The 25,967-nt window shown below is 73.8% G+C and carries 24 protein-coding genes; 16 read left to right on the top strand and 8 right to left on the bottom strand.

Annotation, left to right across the window (positions count from 1 at the left end):
• Positions 1–16 precede the first annotated feature (16 nt).
• Positions 17–247 (bottom strand): helix-turn-helix domain-containing protein, encoded by a 231-nt coding sequence (locus ACK2IS_RS11990; protein WP_409483552.1) that lies wholly within the window; start codon positions 245–247, stop codon positions 17–19.
• A gap of 201 nt (positions 248–448) precedes the next feature.
• On the opposite strand from ACK2IS_RS11990, the gene ACK2IS_RS11985 reads away from it, so the two are divergent.
• The 5 genes from ACK2IS_RS11985 to ACK2IS_RS11965 all read left to right on the top strand — a co-directional run bounded on the left by ACK2IS_RS11985 (position 449) and on the right by ACK2IS_RS11965 (position 6,169).
• The gene (locus tag ACK2IS_RS11985) at positions 449–1,156 is read left to right on the top strand and encodes an SAF domain-containing protein (protein ID WP_409483551.1); all 708 of its coding nucleotides are present in this window, start codon (positions 449–451) and stop codon (positions 1,154–1,156) included.
• The gene (locus ACK2IS_RS11980; protein ID WP_409483550.1) at positions 1,153–2,418 is read left to right on the top strand and encodes a CpaE family protein; all 1,266 of its coding nucleotides are present in this window, start codon (positions 1,153–1,155) and stop codon (positions 2,416–2,418) included. Before ACK2IS_RS11985 ends, ACK2IS_RS11980 begins: the two co-directional genes overlap by 4 nt.
• A 222-nt stretch (positions 2,419–2,640) precedes the next feature.
• Entirely contained in the window at positions 2,641–4,233 is a 1,593-nt protein-coding gene (locus tag ACK2IS_RS11975; protein ID WP_409483549.1) for a sugar transferase, read from the top strand.
• A 76-nt stretch (positions 4,234–4,309) separates the two neighbouring features.
• Positions 4,310–5,731 carry a WS/DGAT/MGAT family O-acyltransferase gene (locus ACK2IS_RS11970; protein ID WP_409483548.1) on the top strand — a complete coding sequence of 474 codons (1,422 nt, stop codon included), beginning with the start codon at positions 4,310–4,312 and terminating at the stop codon, positions 5,729–5,731.
• 18 nt (positions 5,732–5,749) lie between these two features.
• Positions 5,750–6,169, top strand: coding sequence for a DUF6912 family protein (locus ACK2IS_RS11965; protein ID WP_409483547.1), 420 nt, complete (start codon positions 5,750–5,752; stop codon positions 6,167–6,169).
• A 7-nt stretch (positions 6,170–6,176) separates the two neighbouring features.
• On the opposite strand, the gene ACK2IS_RS11960 is transcribed toward ACK2IS_RS11965, so the two are convergent.
• Positions 6,177–6,497: a hypothetical protein gene (locus tag ACK2IS_RS11960; RefSeq protein ID WP_409483546.1), complete on the bottom strand. Its 321-nt coding sequence runs from the start codon at positions 6,495–6,497 to the stop codon at positions 6,177–6,179.
• Positions 6,494–6,742: a hypothetical protein gene (locus ACK2IS_RS11955; RefSeq protein WP_409483545.1), complete on the bottom strand. Its 249-nt coding sequence runs from the start codon at positions 6,740–6,742 to the stop codon at positions 6,494–6,496. The genes ACK2IS_RS11960 and ACK2IS_RS11955 overlap by 4 nt, the downstream gene beginning before the upstream one ends.
• Positions 6,743–6,986: 244 nt before the next feature.
• On the opposite strand from ACK2IS_RS11955, the gene ACK2IS_RS11950 reads away from it, so the two are divergent.
• Entirely contained in the window at positions 6,987–11,861 is a 4,875-nt protein-coding gene (locus ACK2IS_RS11950) for an NAD-glutamate dehydrogenase (protein ID WP_409483544.1), read from the top strand.
• A 110-nt stretch (positions 11,862–11,971) separates the two neighbouring features.
• Positions 11,972–13,477 (top strand): sensor histidine kinase, encoded by a 1,506-nt coding sequence (locus ACK2IS_RS11945; RefSeq protein ID WP_409483543.1) that lies wholly within the window; start codon positions 11,972–11,974, stop codon positions 13,475–13,477.
• Between the two features lie 156 nt (positions 13,478–13,633).
• Here the strand turns inward: ACK2IS_RS11945 and ACK2IS_RS11940 are convergent, their stop codons facing one another.
• On the bottom strand, positions 13,634–13,882 hold the full coding sequence (locus ACK2IS_RS11940) for a WhiB family transcriptional regulator (RefSeq protein WP_241452563.1): 249 nt from the start codon (positions 13,880–13,882) through the stop codon (positions 13,634–13,636).
• Positions 13,883–14,227: 345 nt separating this feature from the next.
• Here ACK2IS_RS11940 and ACK2IS_RS11935 point away from each other — a divergent pair, with 345 nt between their 5' ends.
• Positions 14,228–14,611, top strand: a complete 384-nt coding sequence (locus ACK2IS_RS11935; protein WP_409483542.1) for a hypothetical protein — start codon at positions 14,228–14,230, stop codon at positions 14,609–14,611.
• A 13-nt stretch (positions 14,612–14,624) separates the two neighbouring features.
• Here the strand turns inward: ACK2IS_RS11935 and ACK2IS_RS11930 are convergent, their stop codons facing one another.
• The 3 genes from ACK2IS_RS11930 to ACK2IS_RS11920 are packed head-to-tail and all read right to left on the bottom strand — an operon-like array spanning position 14,625 to position 19,661.
• Positions 14,625–15,002, bottom strand: a complete 378-nt coding sequence (locus tag ACK2IS_RS11930; protein WP_409483541.1) for a fluoride efflux transporter FluC — start codon at positions 15,000–15,002, stop codon at positions 14,625–14,627.
• Positions 14,999–15,520: a FluC/FEX family fluoride channel gene (locus ACK2IS_RS11925; protein WP_409483540.1), complete on the bottom strand. Its 522-nt coding sequence runs from the start codon at positions 15,518–15,520 to the stop codon at positions 14,999–15,001. The genes ACK2IS_RS11930 and ACK2IS_RS11925 overlap by 4 nt, the downstream gene beginning before the upstream one ends.
• 43 nt (positions 15,521–15,563) lie before the next feature.
• Positions 15,564–19,661, bottom strand: a complete 4,098-nt coding sequence (locus tag ACK2IS_RS11920) for an FtsK/SpoIIIE domain-containing protein (RefSeq protein ID WP_409483539.1) — start codon at positions 19,659–19,661, stop codon at positions 15,564–15,566.
• Positions 19,662–19,841: 180 nt separating this feature from the next.
• Here ACK2IS_RS11920 and ACK2IS_RS11915 point away from each other — a divergent pair, with 180 nt between their 5' ends.
• Genes ACK2IS_RS11915 through ACK2IS_RS11885 form a run of 7 tightly spaced genes read left to right on the top strand, consistent with a single transcriptional unit; the run spans position 19,842 to position 24,439 of the window.
• Complete coding sequence (locus tag ACK2IS_RS11915) at positions 19,842–21,065, top strand: CpaF family protein (protein WP_409483538.1); 1,224 nt, start codon at positions 19,842–19,844, stop codon at positions 21,063–21,065.
• Positions 21,062–21,928: a type II secretion system F family protein gene (locus ACK2IS_RS11910; RefSeq protein ID WP_409483537.1), complete on the top strand. Its 867-nt coding sequence runs from the start codon at positions 21,062–21,064 to the stop codon at positions 21,926–21,928. The genes ACK2IS_RS11915 and ACK2IS_RS11910 overlap by 4 nt, the downstream gene beginning before the upstream one ends.
• On the top strand, positions 21,925–22,860 hold the full coding sequence (locus ACK2IS_RS11905) for a type II secretion system F family protein (RefSeq protein WP_409483536.1): 936 nt from the start codon (positions 21,925–21,927) through the stop codon (positions 22,858–22,860). Before ACK2IS_RS11910 ends, ACK2IS_RS11905 begins: the two co-directional genes overlap by 4 nt.
• 26 nt (positions 22,861–22,886) lie before the next feature.
• On the top strand, positions 22,887–23,123 hold the full coding sequence (locus ACK2IS_RS11900; protein WP_409483535.1) for a hypothetical protein: 237 nt from the start codon (positions 22,887–22,889) through the stop codon (positions 23,121–23,123).
• 1 nt (position 23,124) lies between these two features.
• A complete protein-coding gene (locus ACK2IS_RS11895; RefSeq protein WP_409483534.1) occupies positions 23,125–23,514 on the top strand; it encodes a TadE/TadG family type IV pilus assembly protein in 390 nt (129 codons plus the stop codon).
• A complete protein-coding gene (locus tag ACK2IS_RS11890) occupies positions 23,511–23,981 on the top strand; it encodes a pilus assembly protein (RefSeq protein ID WP_409483533.1) in 471 nt (156 codons plus the stop codon). The genes ACK2IS_RS11895 and ACK2IS_RS11890 overlap by 4 nt, the downstream gene beginning before the upstream one ends.
• Positions 23,978–24,439 (top strand): pilus assembly protein TadG-related protein, encoded by a 462-nt coding sequence (locus tag ACK2IS_RS11885; RefSeq protein ID WP_409483532.1) that lies wholly within the window; start codon positions 23,978–23,980, stop codon positions 24,437–24,439. Before ACK2IS_RS11890 ends, ACK2IS_RS11885 begins: the two co-directional genes overlap by 4 nt.
• Before the next feature lie 37 nt (positions 24,440–24,476).
• On the opposite strand, the gene ACK2IS_RS11880 is transcribed toward ACK2IS_RS11885, so the two are convergent.
• Positions 24,477–25,256, bottom strand: a complete 780-nt coding sequence (locus tag ACK2IS_RS11880; protein ID WP_409483531.1) for a FadR/GntR family transcriptional regulator — start codon at positions 25,254–25,256, stop codon at positions 24,477–24,479.
• 152 nt (positions 25,257–25,408) lie between these two features.
• Here ACK2IS_RS11880 and ACK2IS_RS11875 point away from each other — a divergent pair, with 152 nt between their 5' ends.
• The gene (locus ACK2IS_RS11875; RefSeq protein ID WP_409483530.1) at positions 25,409–25,960 is read left to right on the top strand and encodes a gluconokinase; all 552 of its coding nucleotides are present in this window, start codon (positions 25,409–25,411) and stop codon (positions 25,958–25,960) included.
• Positions 25,961–25,967 lie beyond the last annotated feature (7 nt).

Genomic DNA, 25,967 nt, shown 5'->3' with positions numbered 1-25,967 from the left:
GGGCGCTTGCCCGAGGTCAGGCCTCGGACTCGCTCTGACCGAAGGGGTGCGCAGCCACGAAGGCCCTGGTCTCGGAGTACATCCGCTGGATGTAGTCCTCGAGGACGCTGCTCTCCACGCGCCACTGCCCCCGGCCGCCGACCTTGATCGCCGGCAGCTCTCCCGACCGCACCAGCGCATAGGCCTGGGCGGACGAGATGTCCAGCACCTCGGCCACCTCGGCCAGCTGGATGAAGCGCTTGGGCATGCGCAGCTCTCCTCGTGCGATCGGCTGCCGGGCGCTCCGGCTCGACCCGAGTGTAGGACTGCCGTCCGGCCCTCGGACGAGCGCCTGTGGACAGCGGCGGTGACGAGGCCGGCCCTGTGGATGACGGCCGCCCTCTCCGGCGCCGGGGCGCCACCATGGAGCGCAGGAGTGGCCGCGCCCGCGGCCGGTGAGGAGGACCCCGTGGCACCGTGGCGACCGTGGACAGGACGGGCCGGCGCGCCGGCCGCCGGCGAGCAGGCCCGCAGCGCCCGTCGTCTGCGTCAGCCCTCGTGGCGGGACGGTCGGCTCCTCGTCGGGCTGCTCCTGGTGCTGGCCAGCGTGGCGCTGGGGTCTCGGCTCGTCGCCGCGGCCCAGGACACCACGGCGGTCTACGTCGCCACCCGCGACCTCGGGGCCGGCGAGGCCCTCTCCGCCGCGGACCTGCGTCCGGTGCAGGTCCGTCTGGGCTCCCTGCAAGGCGACTACCTCCCGGCCGGTGGACTCCCGGGCGACCGTTCGCACGTGGTGCGGTCCGTCGCGCGCGGTGAGCTGGTGCCGCTCTCGGCGCTGGGCTCGCGGGACCAGGTCGCCCAGCGGCAGGTGTCCGTCCCCGTCCCGGCGGGATCGACCGGCCCGCTCGTGCGCGGCACCGCCGTGGAGGTCTGGGTGAGTCGGCACAGCTCGGAGGGTGGCGCCGACGTCTATGCCGCACCCCGGCTGGTGGTCGGCAACGCCTCGGTCGCACGCGAGCCGGAGCAGTCGACCAGCCTCACCGGGGGTGGCAGCACCGTCGCCCTGCAGGTGTGGGTGCCCACCGCCACCGTCCCGGCCCTGCTGGCGGCCGTGGACGCCAAGGACCGGGTGACGGCCGTCCCCCTGCCCGGCGCGGTCCTGCGCAGCGGCTCATGAGCGGGGGACCTCGTCCGTCCGTCCTGACCGCGCTCCCGGACGGGTGGGACGCCGACGTCGTCGCCGCGCTGGGCGCGAGGGTGGCCGTGGGTCGCCGGTGCGTCGACCTGCCTGACCTGCTGGCGGCCGCCGAGGCCGGCCTGGGCGACGTGGTCCTGCTCGCGGCGCGCTTGCGCGGGCTCGACCTGAGCGCCGTCCGGGACCTGCGGCTGCGGTCCGTCGGTGTCGTGGGGGTGGTCTCTCCGGGGGAGGAGGCTGACGAGGCCGGCCTGCGTCAGCTGGGCGTGAGCACCCTGGTCCCGGCCGACGCGGCTCCGGCCGATCTGTACGCCGCGGTGGTGGCCGCCCTGGCGCGCACCGCGGCGGCGCCACCGGCGGACCACCCGGTGGGCGCGGCCGATCTCGCGGACGCGGCGTCGAGGGCTCCCGAGCCGGAGGGCCGTGGGCGGGTGGTCACGGTGTGGGGACCCCACGGGGCGCCCGGTCGGACCACCCTCGCCGTCAACCTCGCGATCGAGCTGGGGCGGGCCGAGGTGCGGACGTTGCTCGTCGACCTGGACACCCACGCCGCCTCGGTCGCTCAGCACCTGGCCGTGCTGGACGAGGCACCGGGCCTGGCTGCCGCCTGCCGGGCCGCCGAGCACGGCACCCTCGACCGGCTGTCCCTGGCCCGGCTGGCACCCGAGGTCGCCACCGGCGTGCGGGTGCTGACCGGGATCCCTGCGGCCGACCGCTGGCCGGAGGTCCGGTCCGCGGCCGTCGAGCGGATCCTGGACGTCGCCAGGCTCGAGCACGACCTGGTCCTGGTCGACTGCGCCGCCTCGCTGGACGACGACGAGGAGCTGAGCTATGACACTCTCGCGCCTCGCCGCAACATGGCCACGCTCACGGCGCTGGAGGTGGCGGACGAGGTCCTGGCGGTAGGGGCGGCGGACCCGGTGGGACTGCAGCGCCTGGTCCGCGGGCTGCACGAGCTGAGGAGCAGGGCCGTGGAGCCGGGGACGGTCGTCGTGAACAAGCTGAGATCGGCCGCGGTGGGACCACGGGCGGGGGAGCGGGTCGGCGGGCTGCTGGAGCGGTTCGCCGGGGTCGGTCAGCTCCGGCTGCTGCCCTTCGACCCCGACGCGGCCGACCGTGCGTTGCTGGCAGGTGTCGGCCTGGGGGAGGCGGCCCCCGGCTCCCCGCTCGCGCTGGCCGTGGCCGACGTGGCCAGGCTGCTGGACGCGCGGCGCCACCTGGGGGACGGGCCCGGCGAGGGTTGAGGCACGGGAGCGCCCCGGACGCCGCTACCCATATGGACGCATCTGCCCGATTCGTGCCCCTGTGCGAAGGCATGCGCATATAGTTCAAAGTCCTGACTCACAGTTGCCACCTTGCGCCTGCCGCGCAGGAATGAGGGAAGGCAGTGCGCGCTGCTCGCAGGCGCCCGTAGGGTGGTCGAGCCGACACGGAACGACAGGACGACAGGAAGAGGTAGGGGGCAGATGACGGTCCAGCAGGAGCTCCGGGGAGCAGCCGAGCCCCAGAGCGAGGAGCGCCGCCAGCCCACGACCCGACCCAGGATCTCCTGGACCTGCGACCGGCCGTACGTCGTGCCGGCAGCCGTCGCAGGACGGGAGCGGACGCCCGAGGAGGTCGAGCGTTTCGACCCCGTCGCGCGAGCCCGGACGCGCCGCGCCCGGTGGGAGCGACCGACCATGGTCCAGGCGGTCGTCGGCGACGTCCTGATCGCCATCTGCCTGACGTTCGTCCTCATGGTCAACGACCAGCGGACCCTGCATCAGTCGATCGGCGGTGCCGTGGGCACCGGCGTGCTGTGGTGCGTGTTGCTGCTCATCCGCCGCGGTTACGACCTGCGGCGGATGAGCGAGGTGACCGCCGCGGTCCAGGCCGTCGCGGGGGCCGCCTTCGGCGCGATGGCGGTCCTGGGCTTCCTGTCCTACGCCATGAAGGTGGAGCTGCCACGACGCTATGTCCTCGTGGGCGTCCCGGCGATCGCCTTCCTGACGATCGTCCACCGACTGATGGTGCGCCACACGCTCAAGCGTCGCCGCACCTGCGGCGACGCGATGCTCCGCACGCTGGTCGCCGGTGACGGCTCGACCGCAGGGGCGTTCGCGCACGAGCTCGCCACCACCAAGGACCACGGCATGCAGGTCATGGGCATGGCCCTGGCCAGCCTGGACGTGGTGCCCATGACTCCCGGCGCCTCGCAGGTCCCGGTGTGGGGCGTGCTGTCCGAGATCCCGCAGCTGGTCGTGGACCACGACATCGATGTCGTCGTGGTGACCGGGGGCGGTCTCTCCGGCACCTCTCTGCGCCGGCTCTCCTGGGCGCTGGAGCGCGTGGGGGCCGACCTCGTCGTCGCCCCGGGGATGGTCGACACGACCCCCTCGCTGGTGACCATGCAGCCGACCGCCGGCCTGCAGCTGCTGCACTGGGAGCGCCCCTCCGACAAGCTGGGCCGCGGCATCCTCAAGAACATCCAGGACCGGACCATCGCCCTGCTCGCGATCATCGGGGTGTCGCCGATCCTGCTGATCACGGCCGCGGCCGTCAAGCTCACGAGCAAGGGTCCGATCTTCTACACCCAGCAGCGACTCGGGCAGGACGCGCAGCCGTTCACCATGATCAAGTTCCGCAGCATGGTCACCGACTCGGACGCGCTGCGAGCCCAGCTCGTCAAGCAGCACCAGTCCCAGACGGGACAGGGCAACAAGGTCCTGTTCAAGATGGCGGACGACCCCCGCATCACCAGGGTGGGCAAGATCATCCGCCGCTACAGCATCGACGAGCTGCCGCAGCTGTTCAACGTGCTTCGCGGCGACATGGCCCTCATCGGTCCTCGGCCTCCCCTGGCCGAGGAGGCCGAGAAGTACCACGACAAGGACAACCGCAGGCTCCGCGTCAAGCCGGGGCTGACCGGTCTGTGGCAGGTCAGCGGACGCTCCAACCTGGACTGGGACCAGTCGGTCAACCTCGACCTGCGCTACGTCGACAACTGGTCCCTGGGGATGGACATGCAGATCCTGCTGAAGACGGCCCGAGCGGTCCTCAAGGGTGACGGCGCCTACTGAGAGCCGCCGCACAGCCACCGTCGACCGGGCGCTCCGAGGAGGGGCGCCCGGTCGACGCATCTGGGACGATGGCCCGGTGAGCGAACGGCTGACCCCCCTGGACGCGTCCTTCCTCTACCTCGAGCGCCCCAACGCGGCGATGCACGTGGGCGCGGTGATGGTGTTCGCGCCGGACGCCCAGGCACCCGACCACGCGGAGCTGCTCGAGCGGGTGGGGACTCGCCTGCCGCGGGTGCCTCGCTACCGCCAGCGCGTGCGCACCGTCCCCGGGGGGATCGCCAACCCGGTCTGGGTGCCCGACCAGTCCTTCGACGTGACCTACCACGTCCGCGCCGCAGCCCTGCCGCGGCCGAGCACCAGGGAACAGCTCGACGAGTTCGTGGCCCGGGTCCTCGCCCGGCCCCTGGACCGGAGCCGCCCGCTGTGGGAGCTCTACCTCGTGGAGGGCCTGGAGGACGGGGGCTTCGCGGTGGTCACCAAGACCCACCAGGCACTGGTGGACGGCATCGAGACGGTCGACATCGCCCAGGTCGTGCTCGACGACACCCCGGTCGCGGACGTCCCGCCCCCGGCGCCGTGGGCTCCCGGGCGCGAGCCCAGCGATCTGCAGCTGGTCGTGGGCTCGGTCCTCGGGGCGATCCGGAGGCCGGGTCGGGTGCTGGAGGCGGTCGACGCCGGCGTGGGCGAGCTGCGCCGGGCTGCCGAGGGCGTCCTGGCCGGGGCGGGGCAGGTGCTCTCCGCGGTCGCCACCACCGCGTCCCGTCCCGCCCACCGCAACGCCCTGAACGGCCCCACCGGCCAGGCCCGCCGCTATGTCACCGTGGCGACCGACCTCGAGGACTACCGCGTCGTCCGGGAGGGGGTCGACCGCGGCGACGTGGGCCTGACGCCCAGCATCAACGACGTCGTCCTGACCGTCGTGACCGGCGCCATACGGTCCTGGCTGGAGAGCCGCGGTGAGGTCGTCGACCGCGCCACCTCGGTCCGGGCGCTGGTCCCGGTCGGCATCCGTCCCGAGGGGGTGGACCAGGCCGGGTCGAGCCGCGTGACGGCCTGCTTCGTCGACCTGCCGGTGGGAGAGCCCAGCCCGGTGGTCCGGCTGCACCAGATCGCCTTCGCCATGTGGCGGCAGGTGGACCGGGGCCGGGCGATGGGGGCAGACACCCTGGCGGGGCTCGCGGGATTCGCGTCGCCGACCCTGCACGCCCTGGCCGCGCGGATGGGTGGGCTCGCCTCCCGCGCCTTCTTCAACCTGGTCGTCACCAACGTCCCCGGCCCCCAGGAGCCGCGCTACCTGGGCACGACCACGATGACGGAGACCTATCCTGTGATGCCGGTCGCCGACGGGCAGGCGCTCGCCCTCGGCGTGACGTCCTACGACGGACGGGTCTACTACGGCATCAACGCCGATCGTGACCTCGTCCCCGACCTCGCCGTCCTCGCCCAGGCGATCTCCGACTCGCTCGCCGAGCTGGTCGAGCTGGTCGAGCTGGCCTGACCTCCAGGAGCTGATCCCATGGCCGTGCGCCGCACCTACCTGCCCCTCGACCTCGACGACCTGAGGGCCCTGCACGACCGCGGCGAGGTGACCGCCGCGGCCCTGGAGGGTGCCTGCGCGGTGACGGCGGCGGTGGCTCGCGAGCTGCCCGACGACGACGAGGAGGAGCGCGAGTACGACGCCCTGCGGGAGTGCGCGGCGGTCGCCGCGGAGCGGGCGGGTGCGCGCCGCCGGGTGATCGCCGCCGCGGACCTGGCACCTGCCGGCGTGGCCGACGTCCCGGACGGCTACGCCTTCGTGCGGGTGACCTCGCCCGTCCGGCTCGGGCAGCTGGTGTCCTTCCACGTCGACGAGACGACGGCCCACGAGGACGAGGACCTGCTGTGGTACGACGTCAGCGAGCTGGCCGAGGTCCTGCGGCTCGTCGAGCAGGACTGATCCGGGGTCAGGGCGTCGTCGGGCCGAGCTCGGACCGCACCCGACGCACGACGTCGAGGAGGGCCTGTTCGTCAGCCCGGAGCCGGGCATCGGCGAGCAGGCTCTCGGGCGAGGCGTCCCGGCCGGATCGCGCCGCGGCCGCACCCTCCCAGGTGTCGGACAGCACGGTGCCGTGACGTGCCAGGGCCTCGGCCAGGGGAACGAGGGTCCGGAGCACCCGGGCGGCCTCGGACCCCGTGGGGGCCGGCAGCTCCCGGTGCAGCCGCGCGAGGGTCGCCGCGGCAGCGCAGACCGAGGCCGGGTCCGGGTCGGCAGGCCCGACGCTCACCGGGCGGGCCCGGCGCGCTGCAGGTCGACGGGGGCCGCCGTCGACCACCAGACGGCCGACCCACCCGGCCCAGGGTCCTGGCCGGTCGGGTCCTGACCCAGCGCCTCCAGCCGGTCCGCCAGCAGCTGGAGGCAGGACACGAGCTCGTGCTGCACGACGGGGGAGGCAGCCATGGTCGCCGTCGTCCAGTCCAGCTCGTCGACGGCACGGGCCAGCGCGGCGGAGGTGGGCGGCAGGACGGGCACGTCGGCACTCTAGCCAGCCGGGGCGAACCGGGACGGCCACCACCCACAGGGTTGTATGGCGAACCGGGTCCTCGCATGGCCCTCGCGGGCGCGCGACGACCCGGTGGCTCGACATGAGAGGGGACGTCGGGCGCCGGTCCGGATAGGCGTGGGGTGGCCTGTCGGTCCGCACGGCATACGGCTAGTCTCGGCCCCAGTGCACAAAGTCGTGCACCCGTCGAGATCGATGAGGTACTCACAGGCCATGTCTGCATCCTTCGACCAGTCCCGCGAGGAGCTGCTCACCGCAGCTGCGGAGGTGGCAGGGCGCTCCCGGGACGGCACCACCGTCCAGCTCCTCCACCGTTACTACCGCCACACCGCCACCGAGGATCTGCGCGCCAGACCGCCGGAGGACCTGCTGGGCGCGGCCCTGGCCCACCGGGACCTGGCGCGTCGCCGCGAGCCGGGCACGGCCCTGGTGCGGGCGTTCACGCCCACGGTGGCGGAGAACAAGTGGTCCTCGGGGCACACGGTGGTCCAGGTCGTCACCGACGACATGTCGTTCCTGGTCGACTCGGTCACCGCGGCGATCATGCGTGACGGACGCACGATCCACGACCTGGTCCACCCCCGGCTCGTGGTGCGCCGCGACGTGACCGGCCAGCTGGTGGAGATCCTCGACGTCGACCCCGAGGACGCCCCGCGCGGGGCCTTCGACGTGCACGTCGAGTCCTGGATGCACGTCGAGATCGACCGGGAGTCCGACAGCGCCGACCTGCGTGCCCTGGAGCAGCACCTGGTGCAGGTGCTGGGCGACGTCCGCGAGGCCGTCGAGGACTGGCCCAAGATGCGCGAGCGGGCCGAGTCCACGGCCGCCGTCCTGCGCGAGCGCCCGCCGGCCGACGTGCCCGGCGAGGAGATCGACCAGGCCGTCCGGCTGCTCGACTGGCTCGCGGCGGGGAGCTTCACCTTCATCGGTTCCCGCGACTACGTCCTGGCCGGAGAGGATGAGGACCTGACCCTGCGTGCGGTGCCGGGCACGGGTCTGGGGATCCTGCGCTACGACGAGCGTCAGGCCTCGATCGCCCACCTGGAGGGGGCGGTGCGGGCCAAGGCGCTCGAGCCCCACCTGCTGGTCATCACCAAGGCCAACTCCCGGTCCACGGTGCACCGCTCGGTCTACCTCGACTACATCGGCGTCAAGACCTTCGACGCCGAGGGTCGGGTGACCGGGGAGCGGCGCTTCCTGGGCCTGTTCACCTCCGGGGCGTACACCGAGTCCGTGCTGCGCATCCCGGTGGTGTCGGACAAGGTCGCCGAGGCGCTGCGCCTGTCCGGCTACGGTCCTGACAGCCACGACGGTCGCGACCTCGTGGGCGTCCTGCAGACGTTCCCCCGTGACGAGATCTTCCAGTCCGACCCGGCCACCCTGGCCGAGGTCGCGACCTCGATCATCCACGCCAAGGTACGACGGCAGCTGCGCGTCTTCCTTCGCGAGGACGTCTACGGCCGCTTCACCTCCGTCCTGGTCTACCTCCCTCGCGACCGCTACAACACCGAGACCCGGTTGCGGATCGAGGGCCTGCTGCGCGCCACCTTCGGCAGCGACCAGATCGACTACACCACCCGTGTCAACGAGTCGACGCTCGCCCGGCTGCACTTCGTGGTGCGCGGCGAGCAGGGCGCCACCCTGCCCGACGTCGACCGAGCAGCCTTGGAGAGCAAGATGATCGAAGTTACCCGTGCCTGGGCCGACGACCTCGGCGAGGCGGTCACCAGCGAGCATGGTGAGGAGGCGGCCGCCGCTCTGCTCAAGACCTACGGGCAGGCCTTCTCGGAGTCCTACAAGGAGGAGTTCGGCGCGCGCGTCGCCGTCGTGGACATGGCGCACCTGGAGGCGTTGACCCCCGGCGAGCTCGGGCTGAGCCTGTACCAGCCGCTCGGCTCCGACGCCCGCGAGCGGCGCATGAAGGTCTACACCGACCACGAGCTGTCCCTCTCCCGGGTGCTGCCGATCTTCACCGACCTCGGGGTCGAGGTGACCGACGAACGGCCCTATGTCGTGGACCGGGCGGGGCGTGAGCCGGCGCACGTCTACGACTTCGGACTGCGCGCGGCCCGCGACGGCGACTGGGAGGACCATGGCGGCGACGTCCGGGCCCACGTCCAGGAGTCCTTCGCACAGGCCTGGACCGGGGAGATCGAGTCGGACCGACTCAACTCCCTGGTGCTCGCCGCCGGCCTGACCTCGCGTCAGGTCGTCATCCTGCGCTCCATCGCCAAGTACCTCCGGCAGGCGGGGACGACCTTCACCGCGGCCTACATCGAGGACGTGCTGGTCGGCAACCCCGAGATCAGCCGGATGCTGGTCGAGCTGTTCGAGACCCGTTTCGGCATCGAGGCCTTCCCCGACGACGAGGAGGGTATGACGCAGCGGCGCGCCGCCGAGGAGGCCGTGGTCGCCCGCATCACCGACGCCCTGGAGCAGGTCGCCTCACTGGACGCCGACCGGATCCTGCGGTCCTTCCTCGGCACCATCCAGGCGGTGCTGCGCACGAACTACTACCAGCGCACGCAGGACGGGGCGCCCAAGCCCTACCTGTCGATGAAGCTGGACCCGCACGCGGTGCCCGGCCTGCCGGCCCCGAAGCCGAAGTTCGAGATCTGGGTCTACAGCCCGCGGGTCGAGGGCGTGCACCTGCGCTTCGGCAACGTGGCCCGTGGTGGTCTGCGCTGGAGCGACCGTCGCGAGGACTTCCGCACCGAGATCCTGGGCCTGGTCAAGGCGCAGATGGTCAAGAACGCCGTCATCGTGCCGACCGGCTCCAAGGGCGGCTTCTTCGCCAAGCAGCTGCCGGACCCGGCCGTGGACCGCGACGCCTGGCTGGCCGAGGGCATCGAGTCCTACAAGCTGTTCATCTCCGGTCTGCTGGACCTCACGGACAACCGTGTCGGGCAGGACATCGTGCACCCCCTCGACGTGGTGCGGCACGACCCCGACGACCCCTACCTCGTGGTGGCGGCCGACAAGGGCACGGCGAGCTTCAGCGACATCGCCAACGGCGTGGCGCAGTCCTACGGCTTCTGGCTCGACGACGCCTTCGCGTCCGGCGGCTCGGCGGGCTACGACCACAAGGGCATGGGCATCACCGCCCGGGGCGCGTGGGAGTCCGTCAAGCGGCACTTCCGAGAGCTGGGGCACGACACCCAGACCGAGGACTTCACGGTCGTCGGCGTGGGTGACATGAGCGGCGACGTCTTCGGCAACGGCATGCTGCTGTCCGAGCACATCCGCCTCGTCGCGGCCTTCGACCACCGGCACATCTTCGTCGACCCGCAGCCCGTGGCGGCGACGTCGTACGTCGAGCGGCGCCGACTGTTCGACCTGCCGCGCTCCTCGTGGGCGGACTACGACACCTCGCTGATCAGCGAGGGCGGGGGGGTCTTCTCCCGCAGCGCGAAGTCGATCCCGGTGTCCCCGCAGATGGCCGCGGCCCTGGGCGTCGAGGGCGCCCCGACGTCGATGACTCCCGCCGAGCTGATGAAGGCCATCCTGCTCGCTCCGGTGGATCTGCTGTGGAACGGCGGCATCGGCACCTACGTCAAGGCGTCCACGGAGTCCAACGCCCAGGTCGGCGACCGGGCCAACGACGCCATCCGGGTCGACGGGCGGGACCTGCGCGTCAAGGTGGTCGGGGAGGGCGGCAACCTGGGCGCGACCCAGCTGGGCCGGATCGAGGCCGCCCACAGCGGCATCCACGTCAACACCGACGCGATCGACAACTCCGCCGGGGTGGACACCTCCGACCACGAGGTCAACATCAAGATCCTGCTGACGGGTCTGATGAAGGAGGGCGACCTCACGCTCAAGCAGCGCAACGAGCTGCTCGCCTCCATGACCGACGCGGTGGCCTACCAGGTCCTGCGGGACAACTACGAGCAGAACGTCCTGCTCGGCAACGCGCGCTACCAGGACCAGGTCATGGCGCCGGTCCACCAGCGCCTGATCGTGTGGCTGGAGGAGCGCGGTGAGCTCGACCGCGCCCTGGAGTTCCTGCCGACCGACACCGAGATCGCGGACCGGGTGGCGGCGGGCCACGGGCTCACCTCGCCCGAGGCCTCGGTCCTGCTGGCCTACGCCAAGCTGGCCCTCAAGACCGACCTGGCGTCCAGCGGCCTGGCCGACGAGCCGTACTTCCGTCGGACCCTGGCGGAGTACTTCCCCGAGCCGGTGCGGGAGCGGTATGCCGAGCAGCTGCAGCAGCACCCGCTGCGCAACGAGATCATCGTCAACTCGGTGGTCAACTCCCTGGTCAACCGCGGCGGGATGACGTTCGCGTTCCGCGCCATGGAGGAGACGGCGGCTCGCCCCGAGCAGATCGCCAAGGCCTTCGTGGTGGCGCGCGAGGTGTTCGACCTCAAGGGCTTCGTCGCCCGGGTCGAGGAGCTGGACAACAAGGTCCCGACCGACACCCAGACCTGGATGTACCTCGAGTTCCGGCGCCTGATGGACCGCGCCACCCGGTGGTTCCTGCAGAACCGCCCGGTGACCCTGGACGTGGAGTCGGAGATCGAGCGCTTCCGGGACGCGGCGGCGCGTCTGCAGCCGCAGATCGCCGACCTGCTCAAGGGCAGCGAGCACGAGCGGCTGCTGGGCCAGGCTCGCCAGCTGGAGGCCGAGGGCGTGCCCGCCGACCTCGCGGTCGGCGCAGCCGGCATCCTGGACCTCTACTCGGTCCTGGACATCGTGGACATCGCGCGCAGCACGGGCCGAGAGATCGACCAGGTGGCCCGGCTGTACTTCCAGCTGTCGGAGCACTTCGGCATCGACACGCTGCTCACCCGGGTCTCGGCCCTGCCCCGCGACGACCGCTGGGACGCCCTGGCTCGGGGCTCGATGCGGGACGACCTGTATGCCGCGCTGAGCTCGCTCACCCTCGCGGTGCTGGCTACGGCGGGCGACCTGTCCGACCCGGCCGCGCAGATCGAGCGGTGGGAGGAGCTCAACGCCGACCAGCTCGGTCGGGCGCAGACGGCTCTGTCGGGCATCACGCGGCTGGAGCGCCCGGGCATCGCGCCGCTGTCGGTGGCCCTGCGGACCCTGCGCAGCGTGATCCGCTCGGGTGGCGCCGAGTGATCGGCTGACGCCTCGGTCCCGTCGCCCCCGGCCCGGCACCGCCTCTCGCGAGGTGGCTGCCGGGCCGGGTCGTCGTCAGCGGCACGGCGCCGTCACCTAGGGTGGCTCCCGTGGCGACCCTCACCGACACCCTGCGCTCCGAGACCACGCTCGACGCCGCGGACATCAACTGGCTTCGGCTGCTCGTGGGCGACTGGCAGCTCCTGTCCGACCTGACCTTCGCCGACATGGTGCTGTGGGTTCCGACGCCGTCGGGGGAGTGGTTGGTGGTCGCGCACGCCCGCCCGACCACGGGGCGGATGGTCTTCGTGGAGGACATCGTGGGCACCCGGCGGGTGCGACGCCGCAGGCCGGCGCTCAACGAGGCCTACGCGTCGCGCCGCATCGTGCGGGACCAGGACCCGGGGTGGCTGGACGACGAGGGGGTCCGGGTGGACGCCATACCCGTCGTGCACGAGGGCCGGGCGATCGCCGTGATGAGCCGGTGCACCAACCCGGCCTACCTGCGGGTTCCCAGCCGCCTGGAGCTGTCGTACATGTCGGCCGGCGACGCCTTGTGCCGGATGACCGCGGCCGGGTCGTTCCCGAGCAGCGAGGTGCCGACCGGTCAGCGCCGGGGTGCTCCGCGCATCGGGGACGGCATGGTGCGTCTGGACGTGGACGGGGTGATCACCTACGCCAGCCCCAACGCCATCTCGGCCCTGCACCGGATCGGGCACGTCGGCCCGGTCATCGGCGTGACCCTCGCCGAGATCACCACGGAGGTGCTGCGCGATCACGCGCCCGTGGACGAGACCCTTGCCCTCGTGGTGACCGGGCGGGCGCCGTGGCGCACCGAGGTGGAGACGCGGGCCGGGCACGTGACCATGCGCGCGATCCCTCTCGTCGAGCGGCAGGACCGGGTGGGCGCCGTCATCGTCATGCGGGACGTCAGCGAGCTGCGTCGACGCGAGCGCGAGCTGATGACCAAGGACGCGACGATCCGGGAGATCCACCACCGGGTCAAGAACAACCTGCAGACGGTGGCCGCGGTGCTGCGCCTGCAGGCCCGGCGGCTGCCGCCGGGTGAGGCCCGGGTCGCGCTGGACGAGGCGGTCCGGCGGGTGGGCACCATCGCCATGGTCCACGAGACGCTGAGCAAGGGTTTCGACGAGATGGTCGACTTCGACGACGTCGTCAGACGGTCCATCAACAACGTCGTGGAGGTGGCGCGCACCGAGGAGCCGGTCCGTGCCGAGCTGCGAGGGTCCTTCGGGCGGCTGCGAGCCGAGGACGCCACGTCGCTGTCGATGGTGGTGGCGGAGCTGGTGTCCAACGCGGTGGAGCACGGGCTGGCACCGGCCGGCGGCGAGCTGGTCATCGATGCCCGCCGGGGGCCGGACCCGCGTGGCAGCGAGGAGGACCGGGGTGAGCTGCTCACCGTGACGGTGGCCGACGACGGCGTCGGTCTGCCGGCGGGCTTCACGCCTCAGGGGGAGAGCCTGGGGACCCAGATCGTGTCCAGCCTGGTGCAGGACCTGCGCGGCCACATCAGCTGGGCGCCGCGGCAGCCGCGGGGCACGCTGGTGTCGTTCACGGCGAAGCTGCGCAACCCGGCGACCGATGAGGGGCTGTGACCCTGGCAGGCCCTGGTTGGCTGCGTCACCGGCCGCGTCGCACCTGGTCGTAGCCGATCGGGGACGACCACGGCGCCGCTGCCCCGGAGGACGGCGGCGCCGGGAGGGTCGACCTGGGTGGCTGCAGCCTCCTGGAAACGGGGCCGCAGCCGGGGATCAGCTGGCTCGGCGAGCGCGGGCGTTGCGCCGCTTGAGGGCGCGGCGCTCGTCCTCGGACATGCCGCCCCACACGCCGGCGTCCTGTCCGGACTCGATCGCCCACTTGAGGCAGGTGTCCATCACCGAGCATCGGCGGCAGACGGCCTTGGCCTCCTCGATCTGCATGATCGCCGGGCCGGTGTTGCCGATCGGGAAGAAGAGCTCGGGGTCTTCCTCGAGGCAGGCTGCGCGGTCGCGCCAGTCCATCGTTGTGCTCCTTGCCATGGCGATGCGGCCTGGGTGCGAGGGGAGCGCCCAGGTCCCGTACCCTGGTCCAGGGACGGGTGTCGTACGTCGATCCAACGACGGTCCGGTGCGCCGTGTTCCGCGCGTTACCAGACCGTGCCCCTTGTGCGGTCGCACGGGACGTCGGACGGCATGCTGCCGCTGCTCCCCCGGAAACGGGACGCCCTTTGATCGAGCGAAACGAGTAGCACACCGACAGGCAAGTCTAGGTTTGACAGGATCACTTGCCTAGACGTATGCCGAAGATAAGGGCCAGATGTGGTAACGCCATCACCGTTGCGTCACGGTAGTCTGGGAGTATTTACTGTGAGTAGTCGAACGTCATACTTTTCGACCGGGTCCCAGCTCTGGTCCGCCGGGGTCCTCGCGATCGAGGCGCTGGTCGCGCTCGCCGCGGCTCTCTGGTGGGGTTGGCAGCTGGCCCGGGGGGCCTCCCCGGAGGTGGCGCGGGTCCTCGTCGAGCTGGTGATCTTCCTGCTCGGAGCGGTCTTCTTCGCCGCTCTGGCGCGTGGCCTGGCGCGCGGGGACCGCTGGCCGCGGACCCCCACCGTGGTGTGGCACGGGTTGCTCGTCCCGGTCGCGATAAGCCTCTGGCAGAGCGGGGAGACGCTCACCGCCGCACTGGTCACCCTCGGCCTCACCGTCGCCGTGCTCGGCATCCTGCTCTCCCGGCCGATGACCGAGCGGTGATCACGCCGGGCGGTCAGCTCGCCGCGACGGACCAGCCCAGGGAGGCGGCGATGACCCCGCCCAAGACGTTGGTGGCGAGATAGGCGCTGAGCATCGGCCACTGCTTGCGGTGCAGGAGCTCGGCGCAGCCCACGGCCAGGGCGGACCAGCTGCCGAGGCTGCCGGCGAACCCCATGCCGATCAGGGCGTAGAGCGGCTCGGCCAGCGTCCCGGAGGCCCACCACTGCAGCGCCAGACCGATGACGGCCGACGCCGCCAGGTTGGTGGTCGTCGTCGCGACGGCGCCGCGCGGCAGGTCCTCCCTGGAGGGGGCCTTGAGGGCGACGGCATACCGCAGCATCGAGCCCAGGGCGGCGCCGATCGCGAGCCCGAGGGTGTCGAGGAGGTTCACGAGCGCCAGCCGCGGTGGTGCCGGACAGGGCCGTCGCCGTGCTCCGTCCCGCCGTCGATCGGCCCGGTGCTCGTGGGCCCGACGGAGGCCTCGTGGACCGCAGGTCCGCGCCGGTGCGGCACCGCCAGGACCGACAACGACGTGATCTCGCCCATGGAGACCTGCAGGCCCACCACCGCGGCACCCACGCCGAGGACGGTCCCGGAGGCGAGGTAGAGCGCCGCGCTGAGCAGGTGGTGGGGCGCGAGCGCGAGCACCTCGCCGGTGAACAGGCCGAAGGTGGTGAACGATGCCAGGCCGCCGGTCAGGACGGTCAGCGACCACAGCGGCCCGCGGCGCAGCAGCCAGGGTGTGAGCAGGCCGGCCAGCAGGCAGCCGAGGGTCTGGGTGAGCAGCAGCCCGGCCGGGAACTCGCTGGGGGGGAAGGTCTGGCTGAGCGCCGCGCGGGCCAGCGCCCCGCCGAGGCCCCCCGCCCCGACGGCGAGGAAGCGCGTGCCGGTGGTGGGAGCGGAGGACATGTCCCGATTGTGCCCCCTGGGCTGCCGGGACGCGCCGGTTCGCTCAACGGCTGGATGGCCGGGCGACCTGGATGGCGAGACACCGCCCGTGGTCGACGAGAATCGCGCGTCCGGGCGGAGGCGCATGCAGGCGGGGCACGCGCGTGCCGATGAGCTCGCCATCGGTGGGGTGGTGCGGCTGCAGGACGATCCCGGTGCCGCAGCGGCGCAGCTCTGCAGCCAGGCCCCGGAAGGTCGCGGTGAGCTGGCTGCCCGACCCGGCGACGGCGACCGTGGGGGCGCCGGGCTCGTGGCGGGTAGCCCGCTGGGCGGCGGCCACGCAGACGGCCTCGGCGGGGGAGTCCAGGAGCAGCTCGGCGTCGTCCACGAGCAGGACGGTGCCGGGGGCGTGCAGAGCCTGGACGAGAGCGTCGGCGTCGTCGCGACCGTGCACCGGGAGGCCGTGGGCCGCGGCCCAGGTGGTGAGCGGGGACCGGCGGGTGGCGACGATCACCACGGGTGGGGGCCCCGACGGGGTCGGCGTCGCCCGGGCCACCGCAGCACGGTGGGCCGCCGCAGCCCCTGGGGGCGCAGCCCGCCCGGCCACGTCCACGAGGGCCGCGGCACCCAGGGCGGCGAGCGTGGTCGAGCGGCCACTGCCCGGTGGTCCCAGGACGGCGACCACCGGTGCGGTCGCCAGCGGCGTGGGGACGGCCTGCGCGGTGTCCCCGCCCAGGGCGAACGTCGCGGCGCCGCCCGGGACGGTGGGACCGCCCTGGGCGCCGGGGCGCGTGGCGGCCAAGGCGTCGAGGGACACGTCGGTGGGCAGGCTGCGCAGCCGCAGCACCGGTCCGCTCGGGGCACCCGCCCGAGCGCCGACCCGCTGCAGGTCCTCCGCGGTGACCTGGGCGAGCTGCACCTCGACGTGGTCGGGTGTGCGCAGGGCCCGGCCAGGTGGCTGGTGGTGGGGGCGGGCCGCGCCGGGCACCCCGGCCAGGGCGAGGTCGGTGGGATCCGGCATCCGCAGCAGGAGCCGGTCGCCGAGGTGCGTGGCGAGGGAGGAGGTGAGCAGCGACCGGTCGCCCGCCATGGCGACGAGCAGGCCGCCGCCGGGGCCGTCGCGCAGCAGCGCCACGAGGGCGTCCTGCAAGGTCGCGGCCAGGACCGGGTCCACGGCACCGCCGACGGCGTCCCACCGGTCCACCAGCAGGAGGGTGCGCCGGGCAGGCGTCTCCCGGCACCCCGCTGCGAGCAGCTGCAGCAGCCGCAGGACCTGCAGGGGGTCTTCGGGACCGACCACCGTCCCGCAGCGGGGGATCCGGGCGAGATCACCCAGCTGCCCGCCGCCGTCGACGGCGTGCAGGTGCACCTCCGACCCGGCGAGGGCCGCCGCGGCGACGGCCCGCAGCGCCGTGGTGCGGCCGGTGCGGTGCGTGCCGACGACGGCGAGATGACGACCGCCCGCCAGGTCCAGCAGGTGCGGCACCTGCTGCTGCTCGTGGGGCAGGTCGGCGAGCCCGACGGCGCCGCACGGCAGCTCGTCGGGCCCGACCACGTCGGGCAGCGGCGGCAGCCAGGGTGGGCGCACCGCGGGGCGCCCCTGGGCGGCCGCGGTCACCGTGTCCACGAGGACGTCCAGCTCGGTCCGCCCGCCCCCTGGAGGGGGTGTCGGCCCACCGGCCACGTGCACCTCGATCCGCGACGTCCCGGGCGCCACAGCGGGTGCGCCCGCCCAGGCCACCTGGAGCAGCCGGGGCGGTCCGCCACCGGTGCGCCACCACGCCCGGCCGGGGTGCCGGTCGCCGAGCCGAGCCGCGTCAGGGGCCTCCAGCACGTCCTGGGAGTCGGCGGCGTCGCGCATGCGTAGCGCGATCCGGGCGTTGACGTTGGCGCGGATGTCCGGGGTGACCACGCCCGCCGGCCGCTGGGTGGCCAGCACCAGGTGGACCCCGAGGGAGCGGCCGACGGTGGCGACGGCCAGCAGGCCGTCGACGAAGCCGGGTACCTCCTGCGCGAGCAGCCGGAACTCGTCGACCACGACGACGAGCCGGGGCAGCGGTTCGTCGTGGGATCGATGCCGGGCGAGGTAGGCGTCCAGGTCCGCCGCCCCCGCGTCGCGCAGCAGGCGCTCGCGGCGGGTCAGCTCGGCGCGCAGGCTGACCAGTGCGCGGTCGGCGAGGTGCTCGTCCAGGTCGGTGAGCAGCCCGCTGGTGTGGGGCAGGTCGGCGCAGCGGTCGAAGGCCGCGCCGCCCTTGTAGTCCACGAGCAGGAAGGTCAGCTCCTGGGGCGACAGCGTGGTCGCGAGCCCGACGACGAGGGTCTGGAGCAGCTCGGACTTCCCGGAGCCCGTGGTGCCCCCGACCAGCACGTGCGGCCCGTCGGCGACCAGGTCGAGCACCACCGGCGCCGCCCCGTCGTGGCCGATGACGGTGGCTGGTCCCCGCCGTGGCGAGGACCACCGCGCACTGACGGCGTCCGGGTCGTGGACCACGAGGCCGAGCGCCTCGGAGAGCGGCAGCCGGTCCGGAGGCGCCTGACGCCGGCTGGGGCCGGACCCGGTGGCCAGGGGTGCGAGAGCCGCCGCGAGCGCCTGGGTCCATCCTGCCGCCGCGCGGTCCGGCACCACGGCGGGCACGAGGGTCCCGTCGGGCAGCCCCGCGCCGCCGCGGCCCCGACCGTCGAGGGTGAGCCACGCGCGGGCCGTGCCCGGCAGGCGGTCGGCCTCCTCGGTCGCGGCGAGCACGACGCCGGACCCCAGCCGGTCGAGCAGCGCCACGCACGCGGGGTGCTCGGCCTGCACCACCACCACCAGGTGATCGTCGTCGGGGTCTGCCTCCAGCGACGCCACGAGGGCCGCCGTCTCGTCGGCCGGGACCGGAGGCGACCCGCCCGGGAGCCACCGGACCCACTCCCACCGCCGCGCGGCGCGGGCGGTGGGCGCCACGAGGTGCACCTGCGCCGGGCCGCCCCAGCGCGTCATACCCCCGCCGAGGGCGGCGGCCAGCACGTCGTGAGCGCCCGGTCCGGCGATCGCCGTGCACCCGGCCGCGCGCAGGTCGACCTCCAGGGGCGCGTCGTCGAGGACCGGGGTCGTGGGCGGGCGGTCGCCGGCGCGCACGGTCACCCGGGACGGCTGCGGCGCCCGGCCGAGCCGCACCAGCCAGGCGCCCGGCGCCGGGTCCCGCCACAGCCCCGCGCCGCGCGCGGTGACCGCCAGCAGGGCCCGGGCGGGGTCCGCGGTGCGCCCCTCCCGCAGCTCGGCCTCCGCGGCGAGCGCCTCGGCGACCTGGCGCTCGCAGGCCCGGGTGGCCTCCTCGTGCCGTGCCCGCTCCGCGGTCTCGCGCAGGCGTCGCCGGCGGCTCTCGGTCAGGTGCGTGGCGAGCACGACGAGCGGCCCGAGCAGGCCGAGGACCAGCAGGTATGGCGCCCGGACCACCGCCGCCAGGACCACGGCCCCGACGAGCGGCAGCAGCAGCGTCACCCAGGGGAAGGTCGGCGGGTCCGGTGGTGCCGGAGGTCGGGGCAGCTCCACCGTCACCTCCCGCGGCGTGGCGGCGGGAGTCGGGCCGGGGTGCACGACCAGGTGACCCTCGCCGTCGGCTTGGACCCGCCCGGGACGTGGGGGGCGGGTGACCACGAGCGTCGAGTCGCCCAGCCGGAACCTCACCCCGGGCGCCACCGGGGTGCTGCCGGTCGCCGTGACCCCGTCGACGCGCGAGCCGTTCGTCGAGCCGACGTCCAGCAGCCGGACGCCGTCCTCGCGCACGGCCAGGACGGCGTGGTGGCGGGACAGGGCGGGGTCGGGGACGACCAGGTCGCAGCCGTGATCGCGGCCGACGACGTGGTCGCCGTAGGGCAGCGCGAGGACCAGCCCGGCGACCGGTCCGCCGACGGCGCACAGGAGCAGACGATGCCCTCGGGGGGCGGCGGGCGGTGGCGCGGCACCGGGCTCCAGGTGGGCTCCGCGCAGCAGGGGCGCCCGGCCGAGGACGGCGTCGTCGGGCAGGGGGAGCCCGGCGACCCGCCATACCGCGGCGTCGTCCAGGCCCAGACGCTCGCACAGGTGCGGGCGGAGCTCGGCCCAGGTCGTCCCTGCGGGCGCGACGAGAGTCACCACGGACCCGCCCGTCGGTGTCACCACCTCGAGCTCCACGCGCACCATCGGTCCTCCTGCTGTCTCGACCGGACCAGGCTGCCGGGCGGCGGGTCGACGGCGTGCCCGTCGTCCACAGGCGATCCGCGCACGGCAGGCACGCACCGTGTTGTCCACACCCATTGGACGTCAGCTCAGCGGGGGAGTCCGAGAGGTTCCTACCGTGGGGTGACCGACGAAGGAGCCGCCATGACCCCCGCCACCCTGCACGCCGAGATCACCGAGCTGATCCGGCGCGACGGCGTGGACCCCGTCGTCGACCGACCGCGGGTCACGGCGCTGGTGGCGCGAGCCGTCGAGGACTACGACGAGCGCGCGGTCGCCGCCGGGCTGCCGCCGCTGGACGACCCCGCGGGCACCGCACGCGAGATCGTCGACGAGATGGCGGGCTTCGGGCCGCTGCAGCCCTATCTCGACGACCCGCGCGTGGAGGAGCTGTGGATCAACGAGCCGGGCAAGGTGTTCGTGGCCAGGGACGGGGTCAGCGAGCTCACACCCGTCATCCTCACCGCCGACACCGTGCGGGACCTGGTCGAGCGCATGCTCAAGACGAGCGGCCGCCGGGTCGACCTGAGCACCCCTTTCGTGGACGCGGCCCTCGCGGACGGCAGCCGGCTGCACGTCGTCATCCCCGACGTCTCCCGGCGCCACTGGCTGGTCAACGTGCGCAAGTTCGTCGCCCGCGCCGACCACCTGGACGACCTGGTGCGTCTCGGCGCGCTGACCCAGCACGCGGCGGACTTCCTCGCGGCCGCCGTCGCGTCCGGGCTGAACGTGCTGGTCAGCGGGGGAACCCAGGCCGGCAAGACGACCACGCTCAACTGCCTCGCGGCCGCGATCCCCCCGCGCGAGCGGGTGGTGACCTGCGAGGAGGTCTTCGAGATGAAGCTGCCGCTGCGCGACGTCGCGGCGATGCAGTGCCGTCAGGCCAGCCTCGAGGGCACCGGGGAGATCCCGCTGCGGGCCCTCGTCAAGGAAGCGCTGCGGATGCGCCCCTCGCGGATCATCGTCGGCGAGGTCCGCCAGGCCGAGAGCCTGGACCTGCTCATCGCCCTCAACTCCGGCCTGCCCGGGATGGCGACCATCCATGCCAACTCCGCCCGCGAGGCGATCACCAAGATGTGCACCCTGCCGCTCCTTGCGGGGGAGAACGTCGGCTCCCGCTTCGTGGTCCCCACCGTGGCGTCGAGCATCGACGTCGTCGTCCAGATCGCCCTGGAGGCGGACGGGCGACGCCGGGTCCGCGAGATCGTCGGGGTCCCGGGCCGCGTCGAGGACGACGTCGTCGAGGTGGCCGATCTCTTCGTGCGCCACGGGGGCGAGCTGGTGCGCGCCGACGGGTTCCCTCCGCACGCCGACCGTTTCGAACGGGCAGGCCACGACCTGGCCGCGCTGCTGAGGCCCCGACCATGAGCGGCCTCGCCGTCGGGCTGCTCCTCGGGCTCGGGCTCTTCTGCGTCTGGTGGTCCTGCTGGGTGCCGGAGGACGCCGAGCGCCCGGCCGAGCGGGAGGGCCGGCTCGCCCGCCTGTCCGACGAGCTGCTGCAGGCCGACCTGCGCGCGGTGACCGTCTGGCAGCTCCTGGGGGCCTGCGGCGGGCTGGGTCTGCTCACCCTGCTCCTCGTCTGGGGAATGACGGACGTCCCGACCGTCGCCGTCTGCTTCGCCGGGCTGGCGGCCTACCTCCCGCTGGCTCTGGTCCGGGCCCGCGCCCGTCGTCGCCGGCTGCTGCTGCGGGACCTGTGGCCGGACGCCGTCGACAACGTCGCCTCCGGCGTGCGGGCCGGGCTGGCGCTGCCCGAGGCGCTCGGCCAGCTCGCGGTCCGCGGCCCCGAGCCGCTGCGACCGGCGTTCGCGAGGTTCGCCGACGGCTACCGCGTGACCGGTCGCTTCGGGGACTGCCTGGACACCCTCAAGGCCGACCTGGCGGACCCGGTCGGTGACCGTCTCGTGGAGTCCATGCGCATCGCGCGCGAGGTGGGCGGCAGCGACCTGGGCCGGCTGCTGCGCACCCTGTCGAGCTTCCTGCGCGAGGACGCCCGCACCCGCGCCGAGATGGAGGCCCGGCAGTCTTGGACCGTCAACGCCGCCCGCCTGGCGCTGGCCGCCCCCTGGCTGGTGCTCGCGTCGATGGTCACCCGGCCGGCGTCCCTGCAGGCCTACGCCACCCCGCTCGGGGCCGTGGTCCTGGGCTGCGGCGCCGCCGTGTCCGGGTTCGCCTACTGGCTGATGACTCGCGTCGGGCGGCTGCCCGAGGAGCAGCGGGTGCTGCGATGAGCGCGGCCACCGGATGGTCCTGGCCGGGCGCCCTGCTGGGGCTCGCCTGGGCCGGCGGCGTGCTCCTCGTCTGGACCCGCCTGCCCGCGCGCCGTCGCCCCTCGCTGGAGGACCGCGTGGCGCCATACCTGCAGGACCTGGCGCTGCCCTCGGGGACGGGCGTCCGACCCGCCGACCGCGGGCTCACCGCTGTGCTCCAGCCGCTGCTGACCGGCCTCGCCGCGCGTCTCGACCGGCTACTCGGGGGCCGCGAGTCGGTGGCCCGGCGGCTCGTGCGGGCCGGCCAGACGCCCGACGTCGACGGCTTCCGGGCCCGGCAGGTCGTGTGGGCAGCGGTAGGAGCCGCACTCGGCGGGCTCGCAGCCGCGGCGGCCGTCGCGCACGACCCCGCCGCCATCCTGCCCGGCCTGGTCCTGGTGCTCGCGGGCGCCGCGGCCGGGGTCACCGTCCGCGACCACCTGCTCTCCCGGGCCGTGGCGGGCCGGGAGCAGCGGATCCTCACCGAGTTCCCCACCGTCGCCGAGCTGCTCGCGCTGTCGGTCACCGCGGGGGAGGGCGCGGCCGGAGCCCTCGAGCGGGTGTGCCGACTGTCCGGCGGAGACCTGGCGCAGGAGCTGCGGATCTGCCTGGCGGAGGCGCGCGCCGGGTCTTCGCTGCCCGCCGCGCTGCAGACCCTCGCCGACCGCACCGGCCTGCCCAGCCTCGCCCGCTTCGTCGACGGGATCGTGATCGCGCTCGAGCGCGGCACCCCGCTCGCCGACGTGATGCGCGCCCAGGCCCAGGACGTCCGTGAGCAGGGCCGACGGGCGGTGATGGAGGAGGGCGGCCGCCGCGAGATCGCGATGATGGTGCCCGTCGTCTTCCTGATCCTGCCGGTGACGGTCGTGTTCGCGGTGTTCCCCGGGCTCCAGCTCTTGACCCTGACCGTCTAGCACCACCGGATCCCTTGGAGGACACCATGACTCACCTCGACCACCTCACCCATGCCGTGGCCGCCCGCACCGCGGCGACCCTGCACGTCCTCGGCGTGCGGCTGCGCGAGCGCGCGGGCGGCGACGACCTCGAGCGCGGCGACGTGCCCGGCTGGGTGATGATCACCCTGATGACCGCCGGGCTGGTCGCGGCCCTCGCCATGGTGGCCAAGCCTGCCCTCACCGGCCTGTTCCAGAAGGCCATGCAGACGATCGGCGGCTGACGTGCCCGCCCGTGAGGCCGAGCGCGGCTCGGCCGTCGCGGAGTTCACGATGGTCACGGCGCTGCTGATGGTGCTCGTCGTCGGCGTGCTGCAGGTGGCGCTCGCGCTCCACGTCCGCAACTCGCTGGTGCAGAGCGCCGTCGAGGGCGCCCGCTACGGCGCCCGCGCCGACGTGGACCCGGGGGCCGCCGTGCCCCGGACCCGCGCCCTGATCACCGGGTTCGCCTCCGCACGGTATGCCCAGGACGTCTCGGCCACCCTCACCAGCGATGGCGGGGTCCAGGTCGTCCAGGTCACGGTCCGCGCCCCGTTGCCCGTCATCGGCACCCTCGGTCCCGGCGGCCTGCTCACCGTCTCCGGACGGGCCTACCGCGAGGGGCAGACCTCGTGACCGTCGTGCGGGCGCGGCTGCGCCGACTGCTCGCTCGGTGCCAGGAGGGCGAGCGGGGCTCGGCGAGCCTGGAGCTCGTCGGTGTCTCGCTGGTGCTGCTCGTGCCGCTCGTCTATCTGGTGATGACCCTGTCCCGGCTCCAGGCCGGGGCGTATGCCGTGTCCGGTGCCGCCCGGGACGCCGGCCGGGTCTTCGCCGCGGCCCAGGACGAGACGATCGCGCACGGGCGGGCCGCCACCGCGGCGCGGATCATCTTCCGGAACTACGGCTTCGCCGCGGGCGACGTGCAGGTCACCTGCCTGGACGACCCCTGCCTCTCACCGGACGCCCGGGTGCGGGCCACCACCTCACTGAGGGTGCCGCTGCCGCTGGTCCCGGACCTGGTGCGCGCCGTCGTGCCCACCGAGATCACCGTGCGCGGCGAGCACCTCGACACCGTCGACCGCTTCCGCGGGGAGGTGCGATGACTGCCGGCACACCTGCTGGCGAGGGCGAGCGGGGCTCGATCTCGTTGCTGTCCTTGGGCTTCACCCTCGTCGCGGCCCTGCTGATCGTGGTCGGCATCGACGTCACCGCCGTGCAGCTCGCGCGCACCCAGCTGTGGGACGTGGCGGACGCGGCCGCCCTGGACGCGGCCGACCGGGTCGACGAGGCCCAGGTGTATGCCGGCGGCCTCGGCCGGGAGCTCCCGATCACCGCTGCCGGCGTCGAGGCCACGGCCCAGCAGCACCTCGGCGCCCAGGGCCGGCCCGCCGACGTGGACCGCTGGTCGCTCGGCGGTGCCACCGGCACCCCGGACGGCCGGACGGCGGTCGTGCAGGTGGTGGGGCACGTCCGGCTGCCGGTGGTGGGCAGCGTGGTGGACGCCTTCGGCGGGGGAGTGACCGTCACCGTGGAGTCGCGGGCCCGGTCGCGCGTGCGCTGACGGCGCGTGGTGTGCGTAGCCCCGATCGCGGCTGCGGTCAGGAGCCGACGACGGCGGCCACGGCCTGGGTGGCCTCGTCGATGATGCCCTGCATCGCCCGGGTGGCCCCGGCCGCGTCGCCGGACTGGATCGCCTGGGCCACGTCGCCGTGCAGCCGGATCGCGTCCGGGTTGGGGTTGCTCGGCATCAGGTCGTGGTGGGTGCGTCCGGCCAGCACCTCGGCCACGACCTGGTCGAGGGCGGCGAGCATCTCGTTGCCGGAGGCCTGCAGCACGGTGGTGTGGAAGACCACGTCCGCGTCCAGGTAGGCCTCCAGGTCCTGGGCCTTGGCCCAGCGCGCCATCTCCATGACGGCCCCGACGAGGGTGGCGGCCTGCTCGGGCGTCGCGTGCTGGGCGGCCAGCCCGGCGGCGACCGGCTCGACCCCGGCGCGCAGCTGGTTGAGCGTGCGCAGCTGCTCGCTGCGCTCGGCCTCGGTGCCGTCCAGGCGCCAGCGGATGACGCGGGGGTCGTACACCTGCCACGCCGACCGGGGCTGCACGGTGATGCCCACGCGGCGGCGGGTCGCGATCAGGCCCATGGCCTCGAGCACCCGGGCGGCCTCGCGGACCACCGAGCGCGAGGCGCCGGTGGCGGACTCGATCTGCTCGGCGCGCAGCACGGTGCCCGCGGGGTGCTCGCCGGACACGATCGCCCGCCCGACCTGGGCGACCACGGTGTCGTGCAGGCTCAGGCGGCTCGCCGTGCGGGGGATCGGGCGGCCTCCGTCACCCGTCCCGCCGACGCTGCGGGCGGTGGCGCTGCGTCCAGGCGTCATGCCCTGATCGTGCCACAGTCGGGAAAAGTTGAGCCATCCGGGTATTACGTCATACGAATCATGGGGGTTTTCTTGAAAACGTCCGCTCTCTGAGCGCATCCTGAGCGAATCCGACACGCAACGCTGCGTGCACCGACCTTGGAGGCACGACGATGAGCTCCGAGCTGCGCCCCCACCCGCCGCGGGTGGTCGTCATGGGCGTCACCGGCTGCGGCAAGACCACGGTGGGAGCGGCCCTGGCACAGCGGCTGCGCGTGCCCTTCGCGGATGCCGACGACTTCCACCCGCCGGCCAACATCGACAAGATGTCTGCCGGCATCCCCCTGGACGACGACGACCGCGCCCCCTGGCTGCTCACCCTCGCCGGCTGGCTGCGCGAGCACGCCGCCACCGGCGCCGTCCTCGGCTGCTCCGCCCTCAAGGTGCGCTACCGCGACGTCCTGCGCGGCGGAGCGCCCGACCTGACCTTCCTCCACCTGGCCGGCGACCGCGAGGTCGTCACCGCCCGCGTGGCAGGACGACCGGGCCACTTCATGCCCGCGTCACTGGTCGACTCGCAGTACGCCACGCTCGAGCCGCTCGACGGCACCGAGCGCGGGGTGGCGATCGACTTCTCCCTCAGCGTCGACGAGATCGTCGACACCTACGTCCGCTCCTTCCCGGAGCAGGCGCTCTGCGGCGATCCCGCCCTCCCCATCCGCTGAACAAGGA

It is taken from the genome of Arsenicicoccus dermatophilus (assembly GCF_046267915.1).
Taxonomy (GTDB): domain Bacteria; phylum Actinomycetota; class Actinomycetes; order Actinomycetales; family Dermatophilaceae; genus Arsenicicoccus; species Arsenicicoccus dermatophilus_A.
This window is presented reverse-complemented; position numbering and strand designations above follow the sequence as displayed.